We start from the raw sequence: 19,509 nt of genomic DNA, 5'->3' as shown, positions 1-19,509 counted from the left end.
GCGGACGCCGTCGCGTCCTACGGGCCTGGCAGCCCGCTGGAGCTTTTTCCGCCGGGGTAACCAAAACTAATAATCCCACTGGTACTTCAGGCCCACGGTGTCGTCCGTGCTGCCGACGGCGCCGTTCAGACGCAGGCGGGAGGTCAGGGCGTATTCCAGGGTGACGTTGGTGCCCGTGCCGCCCACCGATTGGCTGACGCCGATATAGGTGCGGCTGTTGATGTAGCGGCCGGCGGTGACCGTGCCGAAGGCGCTAGAGCCCACGGCGGCGCTGGAGAATTCCAGGCGGTCCACGCCCAGGCTCCGCTTCACGTTGTCCATGATGCCGGGGCCGCTGCCCAGCACGCCCGACAGCTGGGCCACGCCCTGGGCCAGCTGCAGGGCCTCCAGGGCGCTGATCTGGCTGATGGGCCGGTCGAACAGCAGGCGCGACAGCACTTCGTCCTGCGGCCGGGGCGGGTCGGACGTCAGCGCCACCGTGGGCTTGGACAGGCGGCCGGTGATGTTCAGGATGGCCGTGAAGTCCGCCTTGGTGGAGGAGGCGGAAACGTCCAGCAAGGGGTCGCTGTCGCCGGTGAAGGTGATATCGCTCTTGGTCAGGGTGAAGGTCTGGCCCTGGGCGCTGAAATCGCCCTTCACCAGATAGACGCGGCCGGTCAGCTGGGGGTCGGCGCTGGTGCCGCGCGCCTGCATGTCGGCCGCGAACTCGGCCGTCAGGCCCCGGCCCTGGACATAGATGCGGTTGCGCGCCGTGATGTCCACCTTCAGGTGGATCAGCAGCCCGCCGCCCGCCGCCGCCATCTGGGCTTGCGGCTGGCGGGGCCGGCCGTTGACGTAGCGCACCGGCAGGTCGGCCACATCGGCCGGGGGCTTGTCCGGCAGGCCCACCCAGGTTTCGCGCAGGCGCACGGTGCCGGCCAGGTCGGGCTTGTTCATCAGCCCCTTCAGCGTCAGGTCGCTGTCCACCCAGGCGGTGATGGGGTCGGTGCGCAGCAGGCGGGCGTTGTCGGTGGTGACGTGCAGGTCCAGGATCGGCGCCTTCTCCTGCGCGTTCGGATCGCCCAGGTTGATGCGCCCGCTCAGGTCCACCGCCCCGCCGTCGGCGGTGCTGCCATGGAACTTCTCGATGGCCAGGCCGCGCGCGTCGCCCACCAGATGGGCGTTCAGGCCGAAGATCTGGGTGCCGGTGCCGCCGTTCTCATACTTGGCGTCCATCAGGTCGACCGCGCCGGTCACCTTGGGGTCGGCCACCGTGCCGGCCACGGCCAGGTCGACCGAGACCTTGCCGCCCATGCGCTGGGCGGACGCCGCCATGAAGTCGTTGTAGCGCGACAGCTCCGTCCGGCCGTTGATCTTGGCGCTGACAGGCCCCTGTATCACCGGCGCCATCGTCTCGGGGTTCAGGGCCAGGGGGGTGTCGGCATCGGCGGTCAGGTCCACGGCGCCGTCGGCGGTATGGGCGGCCAGGGTGCTGTGCAGTCGGCCGTTGCGCCAGGCGGCGGACAGCGTGGCATCCGCGTTCAGCCGACGGTCGGTGCTGTTCTTCACCTCCAGCATCTTTTTCTTCACCGGGGTGGTGTCGGCGCCGGTGGCGTTGGCCGGGTTGTTGGCGACGGTGGCGCTGACCGCCGGCTTGCCGTCGGCCTCGGTGGCGGCACCCGGCGACTGGGTCGCGCCACTGTCCAGCGTCACGGCCAGTTGCTGCATGGACAGGCCGCGGATGCTCAGGGTGGCGTCGGCGGTGGGATTGGCGGCGGTGCCGCTGGCCGTGACCTTGGCGTCCAGTGTCCCGGCCAGGGTCAGTGCCGGGTCGGCCAGGGCCGCCAGCGCCAGCGGCAGGGCCGTCGCCTCCACCTGGGCCGTCACCTCCTTGCCGTTCAGCGCCAAGTCGGCACGGATACGGCCCGTGCCCAGGGCCACGTCCAGCCCCTTCACCGCGATGCTGCCCTTGGCGAAGGTGACGGTGGCCGGTGCCGCCAGCTTCAGCGTGGTCTGGTCCAGCCGGCCGTCCAGCTGGTCCAGGCGCGCCAGGGTGGGCGCGCGGGCCGCCTTCGGCGACGCGGGTTCCGGCGGCTGGGTCAGGTGGCCGGCCGCCTCCACCTGGAAGGCGCGGCGGCGGCCGACGCTGCCTACGCCGGTGGTGCCGTCCACGGCCAGGGTCAGGTCGCCTTCACCCAGGGTACCGCGCCAGGCGGCCGTGACCTTGTTCACCAGGATCTGGCCCGCCTCGATGCCATCCGCCGTCAGCGTGACATTGGGCCTGGGGCTGCCCAGCACGTCGTCGATGCGGCCGGCCAGGGTCGCCTGCTGGATGCGCTGGTCCTCCACCACCAGGTCGTCCAGCGCCACCTTCAGGTCCATACCCTGTTCGTTCCTGGGGCCGCTTCGGGGTGCCGGCGTCGGCTTGGCGGCCGACGGCGCGGCCTGGCCCTTGCCGGGACGGGGTTTGGTCTGCCGGGTTGGCCGCACCGGCGCCGGGGTGGAGGCGCCCAGCACGATGTCGGCCTTGGCCCGGCCAGCCAGGCGGGTACCGGCCAGCGCGCCCAGGCTGGACAGGTCGGGGAAGGTGGCCGCCAGCTTGCCGGTGGCCACCTGCCGGTCCAGGTCCGCCTCCAGCCCGCCCTGCAGCGTGTTGGGGCCCAGCGCGGCGGTGAGGTCGCGCACCGTCAGGCGGGGGCCGGTCTTGACCACATGAGCGGCGACGCTGGCGGGGTTGCCCACCACTTGGCCGTTGCCTTTCAGGTCCGCCGTCAGGGTGTTGTCCTTTAGGGTGACGGTGCCGGACAGCTCCACGGCGCCCGTGCGCACGGTCAACGGCGATACGGCCACGTCCTTGCCGTCCAGGCTGGCGCGCACCCGGCCATTGATCTCCGCCCGGCCGGCCAGCAACGCATCCTCCGTCGGCTGGCCGGTGCGCAGATCCGTCGCCTGCAGCGCCAGCGTGCCGTCCACCACGCCGTCGGCCACCGTGCCCTCCACCGTGGCGGCCACATGGCCGGTGATGGCGTCCTCTGGCGCCGGCTTGGCGTCGGAATTGGGGGTGGGCTTGCCCATGCCCGTCAGGGCCATCAGGGTCGCCAGCTCGCCGTCCGTCAGGCGCAGGCTGCCCTTCGCCTGGCGGCCCCAGCCCTGGGCGCTGCCGCTGCCGGTGACATGGCCCATGCCGCCCGTCAGGTCCAACTTGTCCACCAGGATGTCGCCATTGGCCCGGTTCAGCGCGCCGTTCAGCGCCAGGTCGGCATGATCGGTCAAAGCCGGGGGCAGGCCCGGCGCGTTCAGGCCCTGCAGCTTGGCGGCCAGGTCCAGCAGCAGGCGGGTGCCGTCCTCGCGCAGCGTGGTGGTCGCGGTCAGGTGGCGCACATGGGCGTCGTTGTAGCCCAGGTCCTCCACCGTCAGGTCGGCGCTGACGGTGCGTTGCCGCTTGGCGCCTGTCTTGCCCGCCGCCGGATCGATGGTGTGCAGCACGGCGTCCAGTCCGCCCAGCGCCAGGCCGGGCGCCACCGGGGACAGGGCCTCGGGCGCCGCCGGAGTCAGCCGCAGGGTCAGGTCGCCCCCCTTGTCCTTCAGGCTGCCCTTGGCGGTCAGGCGGCCAAAGGCGGCGGCTAGATCCAGGTTTTCCAGGGTGATGGTGCCGTCGTCGGCCAGGGTGGCGGCCACCTGTACCGTGGCGGCGTCGCCCGCCATCTGGGCCAGGTTGTCGGCCAGCAGACGGCCGGGCGCCGCCTTCAGGGCCAAGGTCAGACGCTTGGCCTTGCTTTGGGGGCGGGCCAGGGCCACGTCGGCCACCAGATTGACCGCGCGCGGGGTGGCGGTGGTGCCGTCCGCCGCCTTGACCGGCTGCGGTGTCTCCTTCAATTCCAGATGGGCCTGGAAGCGGTCCAGCGGGCCGTCACCCTTCAGGCTCAGGGCCAGGGGCCCCAATTCCGGGTGCCCGGCCAGCCGAGCCACCAGGCCCCCGGCTTCCTCCTGGCCTTGCAGTTCCAGCGTCAGGCTGCCGGGGCTGGCCAGGCCGGGGGCGGTGAAGCGGGCGGTCAGGTCGCCATGGGCGGCCCCGCCGTCCAGTTGGGTCAGCGTCAGGCGGCTATCGCCATCCAGGGTGGGGCCCAGCCGCACGGTGCCGCTGGTGGACAGGGCGGCCCCCTGGCCGCCGGCCAGGTTGGGCGCCAGTTCGACGCGCGGCAGGTCCAGGTGGGCCAGGGTGATGCTGACGGGCAGGGTCAGGGGATTGGTGTCATCCTTGACCGTTCCGTCCGGCGCTTCCAGCGCCGGGGCCGGTTGGGCCACCCAGATGCGCTTGGCGCTCAGCGTGTCCACCGCCAGCTCGCGGTGGGCCAGGGGCAGCAGCCGCCAATCCAGCGCCGCGTCCTCCACCATCAGCCAGGGCTTGCCCGTGATCACGTCCACCAGGGTGGCGCGCCCCACCCGGGGGTGGAAGGGCAGACCCGCCAGGCCCTCCACCTTCAGGCCCGGCACGTTGGCCTCCGCCTGCCGCGTGGCGAAGGCGCGCCCCGAATCGGTGTCCATCCACCACAGGCCGATGCCGCCGGCGGCCGCCAGGCCGGCGATGACACCCAGCGAGGCGAAGGCCGCGACATGACCCGCCGACAGCAGGCGCCGTCCCCAGGATCGTTTTGGAACGGAGGGGCCAACCGGGGGCTGGGGACCGGGGGATACAGGGCCGGGACCGGGCGTTTGGGGGGGGTCGGACATGCCGGGTTCCGTCAGAAGGACTGGCCGATGCTGACATACAGCTGCCACATGCTGTCGCCGCTGCGGCGATCCAGCGGCACGCCGACGTCCAGGCGCAAGGGACCGAAGGAGGTGAAATAGCGCACGCCTAGGCCAGCACCCCAGCGCATGCCCTGGCTCAGGTCCGGGTAGGCGGACTCGAAGACGTTGCCGCCGTCGATGAAGGGCACCAGGCCGATGGTGTCGGTCAGGCGGATGCGCAACTCGGCGCTGGTCTCGATCAGCGAGCGGCCGCCGGTGGGGTCGTTGTTGACGTCCAGGGGCCCGACCTTCTGATAGGCGTAGCCGCGCACCGATCCGCCGCCGCCGGCGAAGAAGCGTTTGTCCGCCGGCACCTGGGCCAGCGATCCGCCATAGACCGCGCCCAGGTTCACGCGCGCGGCGATGACATAGGCCTTGGCGTCGTCCACCGCCCAATAGCCGCTTGCGCCCGCGTTGCCTATGACGAAGGTGCCGCTATCGCCCAGGGGGCTGAGATAAGGCGTCAGGCCGGCGTTCCAGCGATAGCCCTGGGTGGGGTTCAGCAGATTGTCGGTGTTGTCGAACTTCAACGCCACCGGCAGCCCCACCAGGGTGTTGTCGGTGGTGGTCAGCACGCCATCGCCCGTCAGGTCCTGCCGGATGGAGGATTGTTCCAGCGTCACGCCGGCGCTGGCGGTCAGATGGGGCGTCAGCGGGTGGGTGACGATGGCGCCCAGCGTCAGGGCGTCACGCGAATAGGCCTCCGGATGCTCTGACACCGCCAGGGCCGACAGGTTCAGCGTGGTGTCGGTTTCCAGGAAGTCGGGCTTCTTCAGGGTGGTGCCCAGGCTGTAATCCAAGCCGTCGGAATCGCGGAACTTCTTGCGGGCGATGCCGCCGATGGATCCGGTGACGGTCAGGGCCTCCGCCCCGCACAGGAAGTTGCGGTCGCCCCAGGTGGCGGTGGCGGCGGCGCCGTCGGTGGTGCCGTAGTTCAGCCCGGTGTTGATGAAGTGGCGGGGCCGTTCCTCCATCTGGCCCAGCATGGGCACCTCGCGCGATCCGTCCGGCTGCGCCGTGCCCGGCACATCGTCCAGAACGACGCGCACCTGGGAAAAGACGCCCAGGTCGGTCAGCTTGTTGCGGGCCTTGTCCACCTTGGCCGGATCGTAGACGTCACCCTCCTTCCACGGTAGGCGGCCATAGGCCACGTCCGGATCCAGGCGGCCCAGCCCGGTGAAGGTGGTGGGGCCGAAGCGGACCAGCGGGCCAGGCTCCAGGGTGAAGGCCACGGCCATGGTGTGGGCCTGCACGTCCACCGCCAGGTCGCGCTGGCCGACCTTGGCCCGGGCGTAGCCGCGGGCGGCCATCAGGGGCACCACGGCCGCCTCCGCGTCGCGCACCGCGGGGCCCCGGGCGGGATCGCCCGGCTTCAGGTGCAGCTTGGACAGGTCCAGCGGCCCGCCCGGCGGGGGGGAGCCGTCGGGCATGCTCAGCGTCACCTTGGAAATGGTGTAGCGCCGGCCCGGCGTCACCTCGATGACCACCGCCACCGGCTTGGCGTCGGCATCGACCTTCACCATGACGCTGCCGTCGAAATACCCTTCGGAGCGCAAGGCGGCGGCCAGCTTCTCGTAGTCGTTGTCGATGCGCTTCTCCAGCCCCAGCAGGGACGATGGCGGATCGTTCTGCAGCGTGATGAGGGAGGAGGCGCTGCGCAGCACGTCCATCAGGCCGTCATCGGCCTCGACCCCCGGCGCGGGGTGGAAATCGACGGTGTAGGTGGCCGGCGGCGGCTCCGCGTCCGGCTGGTGGGTGGCGCCGTCCGGCTCCTGTTCCGCCTTGCGCGCCAGCACGGCCCCCGGCGTGTCGTCATCGCCCGGCGTGTCCGGCTGGGTGGCGGTCCCGGTTGTGGTCCCAGAGGCGGCCCCGGCAGCCGCGTCGGTCGCCGGGGCCGCCTTGGCGGCATCGGTCGCGGGCGCGGCGCCGACCTGGGGCTGCTGCCCCGTGGGCGCACTAGTGGGCGCACCTTGGGCGTGGCCCTGTGCGGACCAGCAGGCCAGGGACAGGGTAGAGAGCAGCGCCAACGCGGTCGGACGGACCGGCGATCGGGGCTGAAGGCGGGGGACGGCGAAGGGCGACGCGGGCTCCAACGGCTGCGGGTGGTGGAGTGGGGCTTATAGAGGCCGGCGGTAAGGGGGGCCGGCGGTAAGGGCCAGGAAGGGGACGGGCCTCCATGGTTTTTCGACCCATCCGCCGGCGTCCAGCGTTAAGTCTTTGTGACGGTGACGGCGGGGCGCATTCTCCCGATTCAGGAAAAACGCTCCGCGCGCATGAGGTTAACCCACAAAATCATGGCGAATTTATAGTCTGCCTTGCGGTACCCGTAACCCCCTCTTGCGTCCAACCCCCTTCGGCAGGTCTTTCTCCCGACCCTGCCAATAGCTATATTCCGCTCCGTGAAACCCGGTCCCGGCGCCGATGCGTCAGGGGGCGGGCTTTTGTTTTTGGGCCATCGCCAGGCGCACGTCGCGTTTTTGGACCGGGCCCCAGCTTCGCGGGATTAGCGTCCAATGGATATGCGTAACATCGCCATCATCGCGCACGTCGACCATGGCAAAACCACCTTGGTTGACGTGCTGCTGCGCCAGTCGGGCGCCTTCCGCGACAACCAGCAAGTTGCCGAGCGCGCCATGGACAGCAATGACCTGGAACGTGAGCGCGGCATCACCATCCTGGCGAAGTGCACCAGCGTCCTGTGGGAAGGCACCCGCATCAACATCGTCGACACCCCTGGCCACGCCGACTTCGGCGGTGAGGTGGAGCGTATCCTGAGCATGGTCGACGGCGTCATCCTGCTGTGCGACGCCGCCGAGGGCCCGCTGCCCCAGACCAAGTTCGTGCTGGGCAAGTCGTTGAAGCTGGGCCTGAAGCCCATCGTCGTCATCAACAAGGTGGATCGTTCCGACGCCCGCCCCGACGAAGTCCACAGCGAGGTGTTCGACCTGTTCGCGGCGCTGGACGCCAGCGACGAGCAGCTGGACTTCCCCACCCTGTTCGCCTCGGGCCGCAACGGCTGGGCGGCGGAAAGCCTGGATGCCCCGCGTGAGGACATGCGCCCGCTGTTCGAGCTGGTGCGCCGTCACGTGCCGCCCCCCAAGGTCGACGTTGACGCCCCCTTCACCATGCTGGCGACCACCCTGGAAGCCAATCCCTACCTGGGGCGCCTGCTGACCGGCCGCATCCAGACCGGCGTCGCCCGGGCCAACATGGCCATCAAGGCGATGAGCGCCGACGGCAAGCTGATCGAGCAGGGCCGCATTTCCAAGCTGCTGGCCTTCCGTGGCCTGGAGCGCGTGGGCGTGGAAGAGGCGCAGGCTGGTGACATCGTCGCCATCGCCGGCCTGACCAAGACCACCGTGGCCGACACCATCTGCGAGCCGTCGGTGACCGAGCCGCTGGCCGCCCAGCCCATCGACCCGCCGACCCTGGCGATGACCTTCAGCGTCAACGACAGCCCGCTGGCCGGCCGCGAAGGCGACAAGGTCACCAGCCGCATGATCCGCGACCGCCTGATGCGTGAGGCCGAGGGCAACGTCGCCCTGCGCGTCCGCGAGACCGAGAACGCCGACGCGTTCGAGGTCGCCGGCCGTGGTGAACTGCAGCTGGGCATCCTGATCGAGAACATGCGCCGCGAAGGCTATGAGCTGTCGATCTCCCGTCCCCGCGTGCTGCTGAAGACGGACGAGAACGGCCAGCGCATGGAGCCGATCGAGGAAGTCGTGGTCGACGTGGACGAGGAATTCTCCGGCGCCGTCGTGCAGAAGATTTCCGAGCGCAAGGGCGACATGCTGGAGATGCGTCCGTCCGGCGGCGGCAAGGTGCGCCTGGTGTTCCACGTGCCCTCGCGCGGCCTGATCGGCTACCAGAGCGAGTTCCTGACGGATACCCGCGGCACCGGCCTGATGAACCGCCTGTACCACGGCTACGCCCCGTACAAGGGCCCCATCCAGGGCCGCCGCAACGGCGTGCTGATCTCCAACGGTGAGGGTGAGGCCGTGGCCTACGCCCTGTGGAACCTGGAAGACCGTGGCCCGATGATGATCGAGCCGGGCGCCAAGGTGTACCAGGGCATGATCATCGGCGAGCACAGCCGCGGCAACGACCTGGAAGTGAACGTCCTGAAGGGCAAGCAGCTGACCAACATCCGCGCCGCCGGCAAGGATGAGGCCGTGCGCCTGACCACCCCGATGGACATGTCCCTGGAAAAGGCCCTGGCCTACATCGAGGACGAGGAGCTGGTGGAAGTGACGCCGAAGTCCATCCGCCTGCGCAAGCGCCTGCTGGACCCGACCGACCGCAAGCGCGCCCAGAAGCAGGCCGAAGCCGGCTGATCGCTGGCTTTGCCGGTTTGATTGCGTTTGAAACCCCGCCCACCACTCCAGTGGGCGGGGTTTCGTTTTTGGGGCGGCCGCCTCTACGCGCGGGTGGGCAACGATATTCTCGCCTGGGGCGCCGTCTCTGGCAGGATGGGGGCGGGCCCCTCGTAAGTGACGTCGGTGGAGAGGCTGACCGCTTTCCACGCCGCCAATTGGGCCGCGCGCTCAGCATCGGCCAGGCTGAAGAAATGCATCGCGTCACTGCCCAGCAGCAGGTGCGGGGGCAGGGTGGGGTGGTCGGCCAGGCGCAGGATCAACTGAGCGACTTTGGCCGGATCGCCGGCTTCATTGCCGATGTAGGGCTTATACATCTCCATGAAGGCGCCCACGGTGGGCTGGTAATCGGGCCATATCGCCGGCATGTCACGCAGGGAACGGGGGCCCCAGCCGGTACGCATGCCGCCGGGCTCCAGCGCGCAAATCTGGATGCCCAGCGCGTTGAGTTCCCCCGCCAGCACCTCTGTCAGGCCGCTCACGGCCCATTTGGCTGCCTGATAAGCGCTGAGCCCCGGCCGGCCCACCCGCCCGCCGACGGAGGACACCTGCAGGATGTGGCCGGATCTCTGGGCCCGCATCACGGGCACCGCCGCATGGGTGACGTTCACCACGCCCATCAGATTGGTCTCGATCTGCGCCCGGAAGACGTCCAGGTCCATCTGCTCGAACGGGGCGATGTCGGCATAGCCGGCATTGTTCACCACCACATCCAGGCGGCCGAAAGCCTTGACCGTCTGGGCCACGGCGTCATGGGCGGCCGCAGCGTCCGTCACGTCCAGCGCCAGGGGGCGCACCCGATCGCCGTACCGGGTATGAAGATCGGCCAGCCGCTCGGGCTGACGGGCGGTGGCGACCAGGCGGTGGCCGGCGGCCAGAATCGCCTCGGCGATGTCGCGGCCCAGGCCAGCGGCGCTGCCGGTGACAAGCCAAACCTTGGAAGTGTCGGTCATGATCGCTCCTTCGTGGATGATGGGAATATGAGTGATCAATCACTCATTTTTGAGACTTAAAAATCGGGCCGGCGCCTACGTGTCGACCATCAGCGGCCGATGGCGTGCCAGAGGGCGTCGAAGCCGGCGGCGCGGTAGTTCTCGGCGCTGTCCGGCCGCCGCAGGATGAAATCTATGGTGGTTTCGGCCAGCGAGGCCAGGATGGCTGCGGCGAAGTCGGGGGGGTGTTCCCGCATCAGGTCTTGGGCTACGCCCTCACGCACCATGTCCTCGATGCGGGCGAATCCCTCGCTGCCCAGCGCCCGGGTTTCGGTCGCCAAGCGGTCCGACACGATCAGCTGCGCCAGCGTCCGGCGCTTGGCGGGATTGTGGACCCCCCAATCGACATAGCGGTCCCAGATGTGGCGCAAGCGGTCACGGAGGGGGGCGTCGGCGGGATAGGTCGCCATCATGGCTTGGCGCAGTTCCGCCTTCAGCCCCAGGTACAACTGGTTCAGCAGCAAATCCTTGGTGGCGAAATAGGTAAACAGCGTGCCCTCCGCCACGCCGGCCAAGCCGGCAATGCGGGCGGTGGGGGCGCCCAGGCCTTGATCGGCGATGATCTGGACGGCAGCCGCCAGGATGGCGTCGCGTTTCTCTTCGCTTTTGGGCCGGGCCATGAGTTGAACATGCAGAGGTTAAAGAATGAGTGCGCACTCAATATAGCCTCCTCGAGCGCCGGGTGCCAGTGTGCGGCGTCACAGAGGATCGCGCGCGCCTCATTTGATCCGAATCAGCGCGGACGGGACGCGTGCAAGTTAAGTTTCCGGGTGAAGGACGTAATGTGGCGCAAGGGTGTTTCGCGCTTTGGTGGTGCGGCGGCTGGCGAGCATGCTTGCACCCGGATTGGTAAATGGCCAAGACTAGGAACCGGGGATGGCCAAATGCCGCCCCACCGGAATTTCCACCGCCTTTTCCCGCCGGCCCCGTTAACCTTGACAGGGGCGCCGGCGGGGCGGGCCGCCCCAAGATAGACGGGGCATGAAATCGTTCGGGAAGAGAGGAAACATCATGGTCGAAGTGGTCATCGCCGGTGCCGTGCGCACGCCCATCGGCAGCTTCAACGGCGCGCTCAGCAGCCTGACGGCCGTGGCCCTGGGCACTGTGGCCGTCAAGGAGGCGCTGGCCCGCGCCCACGTCGACGCCGCCGAGGTGTCCGAGGTCGTGCTGGGCCATGTGCTCAAGGCCGCCACCGGCCAGAACAGCGCCCGCCAGGTGTCCGTGGCCGCCGGGGTGCCGGTGGAGCGGACCGCCTACACCTTGGACCAGGTCTGCGGGTCCGGCCTGCGTGCCGTGGCCCAGGGCTTCCAGGCCATCCGCCTGGGCGAGGCCGAGGTGGTGGTGGCCGGCGGCATGGAAAGCATGAGCCAGGCCCCCCACGCCATCCACCTGCGCAACGGCACCAAGATGGGTGACGCCAGCATGGTGGACACCATGATCAAGGACGGCCTGTGGGACGCCTTCAACAACTATCACATGGGCACCACGGCCGAGAACGTGGCCAAGAAGTGGGAAATCAGCCGCGAGGCGCAGGACGCCTTCGCTGCCGCCAGCCAGCAGAAGGCTGAGGCGGCGCAGAAGGCCGGCCGCTTCAAGGATGAGATCGTCCCCGTCACCGTGCCCGGCCGCAAGGGCGACGTGGTGGTCGAGGCGGACGAATACCCGAAGCCCGGCACCACGGCCGAAACCCTTGCCAAGCTGCGCCCGGCCTTCGCCAAGGACGGCACGGTCACCGCCGGCAATGCCTCGGGCATTAACGATGGCGCCGCAGCCGTCGTGCTGATGACCGCCGAGAACGCCGCCAAGCGCGGGGTGAAGCCGCTGGCCCGCATCGTTTCCTGGGCCACCGCCGGTGTCGACCCGTCCATCATGGGCACGGGGCCGATCCCGGCCAGCAAGCTGGCGCTGCAGCGTGCCGGCTGGACCGTGGCCGACCTGGATCTGGTGGAGGCGAACGAGGCCTTCGCCGCCCAGGCCTGCGCCGTGAACAAGGACATGGGCTGGCCCGAGGACAAGGTGAACGTCAACGGCGGCGCCATCGCCCTGGGCCACCCCATCGGCGCCTCGGGCGCCCGCGTCCTGGTGACCCTGCTGCATGAGATGCAGAAGCGTGACGCCAAGAAGGGCCTGGTGACGCTGTGCATCGGCGGCGGCATGGGCATCGCCCTGTGCGTGGCCCGCGACTGAGTGATGCGGTTGCGCGACCGGAATTGATCTTTCCGGCTGCGCAACCACCTAGGTTTTACCTTGGGCTGGCGCGATATCGTCGCGCCGGTCCGGGGCTGGGGGGCCGGATGCCGATCCTCCTGAAGCGTGACGCTCCATGGTCGTATTCTGACTCGTGAAAAAAGGGGAGGACTAGATGACAGCGCGTGTTGCATTGGTGACGGGTGGTACCCGCGGCATCGGTGAGGCCATCTCGGTGGCGCTGAGGGACGCCGGCTACAAGGTTGCGGCCAATTACGGCGGCAACGAGCAGAAGGCGCGCGAGTTCACGGAGCGGACGGGCATCCCCGCCTATCGCTTCGACGTGGCGAATTTCGAGGACGTTCGTCATGGCATGGGCAAGATCGAGGCCGACCTGGGCCCGATCGAGATCATCGTCAACAACGCCGGCATCACCCGTGACGGCGTGTTGCACCGCATGGACTTCGAGCAGTGGAACGAGGTCATCCAGACCAACCTCGCCTCTTGCTTCAACACCTGCCGCGTGGCCATCGACGGCATGCGGGCGCGCGGCTTCGGCCGCATCGTCAACATCGGCTCGATCAACGGCCAGGCCGGCCAGTACGGCCAGGTGAATTACGCCGCCGCCAAGTCCGGCATCCACGGCTTCACCAAGGCCATGGCCCAGGAAGGGGCGGCCAAGGGCGTCACCGTCAACGCCATCGCCCCCGGCTACATCGACACCGACATGGTGCGCGCGGTGCCGCCGAACGTGCTGGAAAAGATCGTGGCCAAGATCCCGGTCGGCCGTCTGGGCAAGGCGGAGGAGATCGCCCGCGGCGTGCTGTTCCTGGTGGGCGACGATGCCGGCTTCATCACCGGCTCCACGCTGTCCATCAACGGCGGCCAACATATGTATTAAGAGATCCCTCAGCCGCCGGGCGGCCACATCCGTGGCCTTGGCTCGTCCTCGCGTTTCAGTCCGCTACGCTCCCCAAAACGCTCCGGCGGCCGCGGTCGCGGCCTAGGAAATTTGGGAAGCGGATGTGGCGCGAGGTGTTGGCCCGGTGGGCGGGCTTTGAGGTATGACGGGGGCGGGTCCGGTGACGGGCCCGCCCTTCGTCTTTGGTGAAATCATGACCAACCCGCCGTCCGCCTCGCCGCATCTCTACCCCGACCAGCCCCGCGTGGGGGTGGGCGTGCTGGTGTGGAAGGGGGACCAACTGCTGCTGATCCGCCGCGCCAAGGCGCCTCTGGCGGGGGAGTGGTGCCTGCCCGGCGGCAGCCAGGAATTGGGGGAGACCCTGTTCCAGACGGCGGCGCGGGAGGTGCGGGAGGAAACGGCCGTGGCCTGCCGCCCCTACACCGTCCTGACGGCGGTGGACGGCATCACCCGCGACCCCCGACCCGCAGGCGCCGGGCCGGCGGTGGAACCGCGCGTGCGCTTCCACTTCACCATCGTGGAGATCATGGCGGAGTATGTGGGGGGTGAGCCCGTGGCGGGCGATGATGCGGCAGCGGCGCTGTGGGCCGACCGGGAAACCTGCGAGCGGCTGGTGACCTGGCCGTCGATCAAGGCGGTGGTGGATTTGGGCTGGGCGGCACGGGCGACTGCCGGTTAGGATCCTCCCCTGGGATATTGGGGCAAGGGGCGGGGCATGGTTGATACGGCAGCGGATGATAGGGTGGCGGCCGGCGGCACGGCCGCGCGGCGGGCGACGCTGATCGGCGCGGGGGCCATCTTGCTGTGGTCCACGCTGGCGCTGCTGACCACGCTCACCGGCCCCATCCCGCCCTTCGAGACCGAGGCGGTGGCCTTCGCCGTCGGCGGCCTCATCGGCATCGTCTGGATGATGGCGCGCGGCCGATCGCCCTGGGCGGCCCTGCGCCAGCCGCCGGTGGCCTGGGTGTTAGGGGTGGGTGGGCTGTTCGGCTATCACTTCCTGTACTTCCTGGCGCTGAAGTCGGCGCCGGCGGCGGAGGCCAACCTCATCAACTATCTGTGGCCCCTGCTCATCGTGCTGTTCGCCGGCCTGCTGCCGGGCGAGCGGTTGGGCCGGCGCCAACTGGCGGGCGCCCTGGTCGGCCTGGCCGGCACCGGCCTGCTGGTCACCGGTGGCCGGGGCCTGAGTGTGGACCCCGCTTATCTGCCGGGCTTCCTGGCGGCGGCGGGGGCGGCTGTCACCTGGGGGGCCTATTCCACCCTGTCGCGCCTTCTGGGGGCCGTGCCCACCGATGCCGTGGCCTTCTTCTGCCTGGCCACCGCCGCCCTGTCCGCCCTCTGCCATGGCGCGCTGGAGGCGACGGTGGTGCCCGACGCCGGGCAATGGACCTTGCTGGCCTTGATGGGCCTGGGGCCGGTGGGCGCCGCCTTCTTCGTCTGGGACATCGGCATGAAGAAGGGCGACATCCACACCCTGGGTGCGCTCAGCTACGCCACGCCGCTGCTGTCCACCCTGCTGCTGATCCTGGCGGGGCGCGCCCAAGCCAGCGGCGTGGTCGCCGCCTCCTGCCTGCTGATCATCGCCGGCGCCGTTATCGCCAGCTGGAAGCCCCGCCGCTGGAAGGCCCCCATCTGAAGCCCTGTCAGCACTGACATTTTTCGCTCACATACCGCTTGCGCAAGCCCCCCGCATCCGCTAGGGTCCGCGCCGCTTCGCCAGCCGGCCCCTTTCCCGTTCGACAGCAAAACGGGGGCCGGACACGGGAATGGATACGGAGAGGTGCCGGAGCGGTCGAACGGGGCGGTCTCGAAAACCGTTGTACCAGCGATGGTACCGTGGGTTCGAATCCCACCCTCTCCGCCATTTCCTTAGCTCAAGCCTTCTTAAACAAAGGCTTATGCTCCCCGAAAATCCCTGAGTCGCGCCAGTGGTACAGAACCGTGGTACAGCACGGATGCTGCCATGGCCTATTCCCATGTCCCCCACCTAGTCATCCGGAACACCACGTTCTGGTTCCGCATGGCCGTTCCCAAGGACATTTTCCGCCGAACAGGCTTCCTGGAGTTCAAGGGATCGCTGCGGACGCGGGACCCTGCCGTTGCTAAACTCCTGGCGCGCCGGCTAAGCGGCGACTTTGAGCAATTAATTGCACGGCTACGCCACATGGAAGAGTTGAGCCACGAGAAGCTACAGGCCCTGGTACGCGGCTACTTCCAGGGCTTGATCGATAAGGGCAAGGAAACCATCGCCTGTATGCGGGACGACGCGATGGCTGATTTTGAGCAGGAGACGGCTCTTACCCAGCGGGATCTGGATGCCCTGAGGAAGGAACTGACGAGCCGACAGTTCCGCCAGGTTATCAAGGGCGCGGCGATGGACATCCTCGCCGGCGCGGGGGTCGAACCCAAGGCCGTATCACCCTCTGGCTTTGCGGACCTGTACGAGGGGGTGCTGCGGGCCGAGATCGAGTCGCTACGGATACAGGTGGCCAGGCTGGAAGGGCGCCCCTGGAATACCAGCCCCGGTGATCCGTTGTTCCAGGGACTGAGCGTCGAAAATTATCCACCGCTCCCCCTTTTGCCCGGCCAAGAGCCGCCTGAAGCTATTCCCGCCCCACAGGGGAAGACGCTAAGCGAGGTCCAGCGGGAGTTCGTGGCCCTGAAGAGCAAGGGTGAGTGGGAGGAGGATACGCGAAAGGACTATGAGCGCGTGTTGCGATGGCTGTTGGAGGTCATCGGTCCAGATTGCCCGGTCGACAAGGTTGCGACGTCCCACGTTAAGGAATTTCGGGACATGCTCCTGAAAATTCCTGCTAATTACTCCAAGATGGCGCACCTGAAAGGGATGTCCCTTAAGGAGTTGGTGGCGCTGCCTCCTGGCGAAAAGACGCTCTCGCTTAAGACCGTGGACAAGTATTTTGGGATGCAGCGCACCTTCTTTCACTGGTGTGTGGCCGAGGACTATCTGCAGAAGGTTCCGGGGGAGAAGCTGACGCTGCCGGCGCCACCACCAGCGTCCGAGGCCCGGTACCCATACAGCCCGGAACAACTGAATAAGATTTTTTCCTCCCCTGTGTACACCGGCAGCAAGTCCCTGGGCCGCCGGTCCACCCCCGGAAGCCTGATCGTCCGTGACGGCCGATACTGGATTCCCCTCGTCGCCCTGTTCACGGGCGCCCGCCTTGGGGAGATTGTTCAATTGCTTGTATCGGACATCAAGGAGAGAGACGGCTGCGTCTTCTTCGATCTGAACCAATACGGCGGGGAAAAGAAGAACTTCAAAACAGAATCCAGTAAGCGGGAGGTTCCCATCCACCCTGGGCTGGTGGATCTTGGATTCATGGGCTATGTGGGCGCGCTTCGTCAGAAAGCCCCCAAGGGGCCTCTCTTTCCGGACATAAACGAGGGAACCGGTAAGGATTTTTCAGACGCTTTCAGCAAATGGTATGGGCGTTATGTCAGGGAGATCGATGCCTGGGCAGAAAAAACCGCTTTCCACTCGTACCGCCATAATTTCAAGAATGCGCTTGATAAAGGTGGTGTTCAGGTCAGCTTGAGCTATGCCCTGATGGGGCACGCGGACAGCAGCGTTCACGCCGCTTATGGTTCTAAGCCGTCAATTAAGCAGCTAGCTGAAGCGATGAGTATGGTCAAATTCGAGGTCGATCTTTCGCACCTCTTTTCGGAGTCCCACCAGTCTACGACGGATACTTAATCAGGGACTTTGTTAAATCCGACATCGTTTGATGTTGGGCGATAATGTGATATGTTAATTCAGGAGAGCGGATTGCCTGTTAATTATCAGTTCAAGGTATCTTCCTCTAACAAGGTCATCATACCGCTTGGTGAATACGCTTATCACAAGCCAGGTCTCTGGGTAGTGTGCAGACCCAAGATTGATAAGATCACCCTCACGGTAAAAGACCTTGACCCAGATCTACAGAATCTTGTCCAGGCCAACCTGATTGCCGCTGAAGATGAGAAGGGGCCTTACACCAGCGCGCCCGTTTCCAAGAAGGCCCCATACTACCAAACCCGCGCATTGCTCACGCATGAGCCATCAGGCCAAAATGCCTTGATCGAAGCGAAACCCAAGCTCCCCGGCGCGGCCTTTCTCCGTATGGAGTTCAACCCTCATAAGCTGGGAAAAGCGGGGATATCCTTCGTTTACAGCCATCTTCTCGCGCTGCTTTCTGGGGCCTACTTTCTGCACGAACTGCTGCCGAAGGTTCGAGTGACCCGTCTTGATATTGCGGTTGATCTCATCGACGTCCCTATCCAGGATGTCCACGTCACCTATGGCAATGGGGGGAAGACGCTCGCCTACTTCTCTAGCGTGGGGCAACTGGAAACCCTGTACGTGGGGAAAAAGAAAAGCGGTCCCGCTCCGGGGTATATCTACGATAAGAAGCAGCAGTTGCTGGACAATGGGCAGCCGCTTGTCTTCAAGAACGTGAGCCACGCAAGGGTCGAACTCCACGTCAAATCCTCACGTCCGCTGGTGAAGCTGGGGACATTAAAGAACCCCCTCAATAAGTTGACCGTCCAATGGCCCTTGGCCGGCCCCTCGCTAGATCTCACCCCACACCATTGGTCCCACTTCCTTGATAGCGTGCGCCTGCGAGGGCTCCAAGCGGCCCTATCGCTCATCAGCGACGGTGTTACGCGGGAGAACTACGCCATAGGCTTCAAGAAGGGATGTGAGGAGAACCATATTTGGGACGCTCAAAAACTCTGGGGGATGTGGGGAGAAGTGGTCCATGGCTCCGGCCTCCTGCCATAGGTCCTGGAGACAGGATGATCTGTCCCTTGGGGTGTCCTAAGCCCTCACCGGGCGGGGCAGCGCCTAGATCGACCCTATGGTGGGGTAAAGTCACAAGCGCATTTTGCGACCTGCCTAGGGTTTTATATCGAAATTATAAGCGCTTACGTGTCCGTCCCGCCCAGGCTCGAGGGTGCAATAGTTAGGGGGAAATCACCCCCTCCCGGGCCGCCAGAAAGACAGCGTGCAATTGATTGCACACCGCTCCTCATGGGAACGACGATGGGGGCAAGTCAACGCATAGAGCTACAGGCGTGAGGTGCTCTATTCACCTGCCGCCTGGTGATGGACGTCGCCCCTCAAGTTACCAGCGCCTGGCTTCAGAACGCCCAAGGGCCACAGGAAAAGGTCTACTGCTATTCCGAGCACCAGAAAGGCCAGAGCCACCCCACCGCCCACCCAGCCGTTGTCCGTGAACACGAAGGCATAGAGGGCAATAAGCGGCATGAGATAGATGACCAGGCCAGCCCATAGCTCATGGGCTGGGCGCCACTTCATATAAACCTGGGCGCCGCAGGATGGACAGGTGAACGGATGGGAGCGGCGCAGATCGCGCGACTTGCCGGCGGGTATCGTCCGATTGCTGCAGGACGGGCAGGCACGGGAGGGAATGAAGGCCATCAGTGCTGCTCCGCGCCCTGGGTTTCGGCGTCCTGCGCGAAGTTCAGGATGCCTTTGAGCGCATCCACCATCGGGCCCGTGTCCTTGATGTCCATGTCCTTCAGCTCGCGCTCCATCTTATCGACCGGCACGCACAGCCCATCATAGCGGCCGCTCAGAATAGAGTATGCGATGGCATGCAGTTGCCGGTCTCCCTTGGCGATACCCAGGATGGCGGAGCCATAACTGGCCAGGATGAAATTTAGGCCCAGGCCACCATACCTCGCCGTATCGTTCAGCTTTCGGAGGCGCAGGGCGTAGGCGGTGAATGCCGCTCCCCCGAATCGGGCCGCGATGAAAGCGGCGTCCTTGGGCAGGACGTTGATGGCTATCCATTTCAGGATGCGGCCTGTCCGGTCCAGGTCCTGGAGGGCCATTGATATAACCGAATGCAGGACATGGTTGCGCAGTACGGCGTGGCGCTTCTGCGTTTCGCCAAAGGTGCCGGCCAACATGGCGATCTGGATAAGGCCGCCGGCCCATCCCTGGGGAAAGCTGAGAAAGCCCTTTGAGACTTGCTCGACGATGCCGTGCGTCGGGCACGCGGCTATTGGCAAGGTCGGATTGCCGTTGGCCTCGGCCATCTTGTTGAACAACTGCGGGTGATCCACCCACCCGGCGCCGTCTGGCCGATTGAGCCGGGACAAGAGGGCGTTGGCCTCTTGGGTTGTATCAGCAGGAAAGGGCGTGGGCATGATGTTGGCCGTCATCAGTTGCACGGCGGGCGCGTAGGCCCACCACGCGACTCAATCTATGGCGCCGATCCCCGGAGGCCACCGCCCA

13 protein-coding genes and 1 tRNA gene are annotated in these 19,509 nt (G+C 66.8%); 8 read left to right on the top strand and 6 right to left on the bottom strand.

What is annotated here, in order from left to right; all coding sequences use genetic code 11:
* Positions 1-66 precede the first annotated feature (66 nt).
* Positions 67-4,710, bottom strand: a complete 4,644-nt coding sequence (locus tag FBZ90_RS04880) for a translocation/assembly module TamB domain-containing protein (RefSeq protein ID WP_145729888.1) — start codon at positions 4,708-4,710, stop codon at positions 67-69.
* 11 nt (positions 4,711-4,721) lie between these two features.
* The gene (locus FBZ90_RS04875) at positions 4,722-6,797 is read right to left on the bottom strand and encodes an autotransporter assembly complex protein TamA (RefSeq protein WP_145729887.1); all 2,076 of its coding nucleotides are present in this window, start codon (positions 6,795-6,797) and stop codon (positions 4,722-4,724) included.
* Positions 6,798-7,283: 486 nt separating this feature from the next.
* On the opposite strand from FBZ90_RS04875, the gene typA reads away from it, so the two are divergent.
* Complete coding sequence (gene typA / locus FBZ90_RS04870) at positions 7,284-9,104, top strand: translational GTPase TypA (RefSeq protein WP_145729886.1); 1,821 nt, start codon at positions 7,284-7,286, stop codon at positions 9,102-9,104.
* 83 nt (positions 9,105-9,187) lie between these two features.
* Here typA and FBZ90_RS04865 read toward each other — a convergent pair whose 3' ends face one another.
* Positions 9,188-10,096, bottom strand: a complete 909-nt coding sequence (locus tag FBZ90_RS04865; RefSeq protein ID WP_145729885.1) for an SDR family NAD(P)-dependent oxidoreductase — start codon at positions 10,094-10,096, stop codon at positions 9,188-9,190.
* A gap of 89 nt (positions 10,097-10,185) precedes the next feature.
* The gene (locus tag FBZ90_RS04860) at positions 10,186-10,755 is read right to left on the bottom strand and encodes a TetR/AcrR family transcriptional regulator (RefSeq protein WP_145729884.1); all 570 of its coding nucleotides are present in this window, start codon (positions 10,753-10,755) and stop codon (positions 10,186-10,188) included.
* A gap of 391 nt (positions 10,756-11,146) precedes the next feature.
* Here FBZ90_RS04860 and FBZ90_RS04855 point away from each other — a divergent pair, with 391 nt between their 5' ends.
* The 7 genes from FBZ90_RS04855 to FBZ90_RS04825 all read left to right on the top strand — a co-directional run bounded on the left by FBZ90_RS04855 (position 11,147) and on the right by FBZ90_RS04825 (position 18,027).
* Positions 11,147-12,322 carry an acetyl-CoA C-acetyltransferase gene (locus FBZ90_RS04855; RefSeq protein WP_145729883.1) on the top strand — a complete coding sequence of 392 codons (1,176 nt, stop codon included), beginning with the start codon at positions 11,147-11,149 and terminating at the stop codon, positions 12,320-12,322.
* 175 nt (positions 12,323-12,497) lie between these two features.
* Positions 12,498-13,223: an acetoacetyl-CoA reductase gene (phbB, locus tag FBZ90_RS04850; RefSeq protein ID WP_145729882.1), complete on the top strand. Its 726-nt coding sequence runs from the start codon at positions 12,498-12,500 to the stop codon at positions 13,221-13,223.
* Between the two features lie 163 nt (positions 13,224-13,386).
* Positions 13,387-13,923 carry an NUDIX hydrolase gene (locus tag FBZ90_RS04845; RefSeq protein WP_246130154.1) on the top strand — a complete coding sequence of 179 codons (537 nt, stop codon included), beginning with the start codon at positions 13,387-13,389 and terminating at the stop codon, positions 13,921-13,923.
* A 36-nt stretch (positions 13,924-13,959) separates the two neighbouring features.
* A complete protein-coding gene (gene yddG / locus FBZ90_RS04840; protein WP_145729881.1) occupies positions 13,960-14,880 on the top strand; it encodes an aromatic amino acid exporter YddG in 921 nt (306 codons plus the stop codon).
* Between the two features lie 138 nt (positions 14,881-15,018).
* Positions 15,019-15,108 (top strand) — tRNA-Ser (locus FBZ90_RS04835).
* 99 nt (positions 15,109-15,207) lie between these two features.
* Positions 15,208-16,959, top strand: coding sequence for a site-specific integrase (locus FBZ90_RS04830; RefSeq protein ID WP_145729880.1), 1,752 nt, complete (start codon positions 15,208-15,210; stop codon positions 16,957-16,959).
* A 51-nt stretch (positions 16,960-17,010) separates the two neighbouring features.
* Positions 17,011-18,027, top strand: a complete 1,017-nt coding sequence (locus FBZ90_RS04825) for a replication initiation factor domain-containing protein (RefSeq protein WP_145729879.1) — start codon at positions 17,011-17,013, stop codon at positions 18,025-18,027.
* 303 nt (positions 18,028-18,330) lie between these two features.
* Here FBZ90_RS04825 and FBZ90_RS04820 read toward each other — a convergent pair whose 3' ends face one another.
* Positions 18,331-18,687 carry a hypothetical protein gene (locus tag FBZ90_RS04820; RefSeq protein ID WP_145729878.1) on the bottom strand — a complete coding sequence of 119 codons (357 nt, stop codon included), beginning with the start codon at positions 18,685-18,687 and terminating at the stop codon, positions 18,331-18,333.
* Positions 18,687-19,436, bottom strand: coding sequence for a hypothetical protein (locus FBZ90_RS04815; RefSeq protein WP_145729877.1), 750 nt, complete (start codon positions 19,434-19,436; stop codon positions 18,687-18,689). The genes FBZ90_RS04820 and FBZ90_RS04815 overlap by 1 nt, the downstream gene beginning before the upstream one ends.
* Between the last annotated feature and the right edge of the window lie 73 nt (positions 19,437-19,509).

Source organism: Nitrospirillum pindoramense, assembly GCF_007827955.1.
Classification (GTDB): domain Bacteria; phylum Pseudomonadota; class Alphaproteobacteria; order Azospirillales; family Azospirillaceae; genus Nitrospirillum; species Nitrospirillum amazonense_B.
Note: the sequence above shows the minus strand (reverse complement) of the source record. Positions and strands in the feature narration are given on the sequence as shown.

What these genes read in the sequence shown, in the direction of transcription:
- FBZ90_RS04825 (WP_145729879.1), top strand. Translation starts at nt 17,011, where the DNA reads ATGTTAATTCAGGAGAGCGGATTGCCTGTTAATTATCAGTTCAAGGTA.
- FBZ90_RS04880 (WP_145729888.1), bottom strand. Translation starts at nt 4,710, where the DNA reads ATGTCCGACCCCCCCCAAACGCCCGGTCCCGGCCCTGTATCCCCCGGT.
- FBZ90_RS04830 (WP_145729880.1), top strand. Translation starts at nt 15,208, where the DNA reads ATGGCCTATTCCCATGTCCCCCACCTAGTCATCCGGAACACCACGTTC.
- phbB (WP_145729882.1), top strand. Translation starts at nt 12,498, where the DNA reads ATGACAGCGCGTGTTGCATTGGTGACGGGTGGTACCCGCGGCATCGGT.
- FBZ90_RS04845 (WP_246130154.1), top strand. Translation starts at nt 13,387, where the DNA reads ATGACGGGGGCGGGTCCGGTGACGGGCCCGCCCTTCGTCTTTGGTGAA.
- FBZ90_RS04860 (WP_145729884.1), bottom strand. Translation starts at nt 10,755, where the DNA reads ATGGCCCGGCCCAAAAGCGAAGAGAAACGCGACGCCATCCTGGCGGCT.
- FBZ90_RS04855 (WP_145729883.1), top strand. Translation starts at nt 11,147, where the DNA reads ATGGTCGAAGTGGTCATCGCCGGTGCCGTGCGCACGCCCATCGGCAGC.
- FBZ90_RS04820 (WP_145729878.1), bottom strand. Translation starts at nt 18,687, where the DNA reads ATGGCCTTCATTCCCTCCCGTGCCTGCCCGTCCTGCAGCAATCGGACG.
- FBZ90_RS04815 (WP_145729877.1), bottom strand. Translation starts at nt 19,436, where the DNA reads ATGACGGCCAACATCATGCCCACGCCCTTTCCTGCTGATACAACCCAA.
- yddG (WP_145729881.1), top strand. Translation starts at nt 13,960, where the DNA reads ATGGTTGATACGGCAGCGGATGATAGGGTGGCGGCCGGCGGCACGGCC.
- FBZ90_RS04865 (WP_145729885.1), bottom strand. Translation starts at nt 10,096, where the DNA reads ATGACCGACACTTCCAAGGTTTGGCTTGTCACCGGCAGCGCCGCTGGC.
- typA (WP_145729886.1), top strand. Translation starts at nt 7,284, where the DNA reads ATGGATATGCGTAACATCGCCATCATCGCGCACGTCGACCATGGCAAA.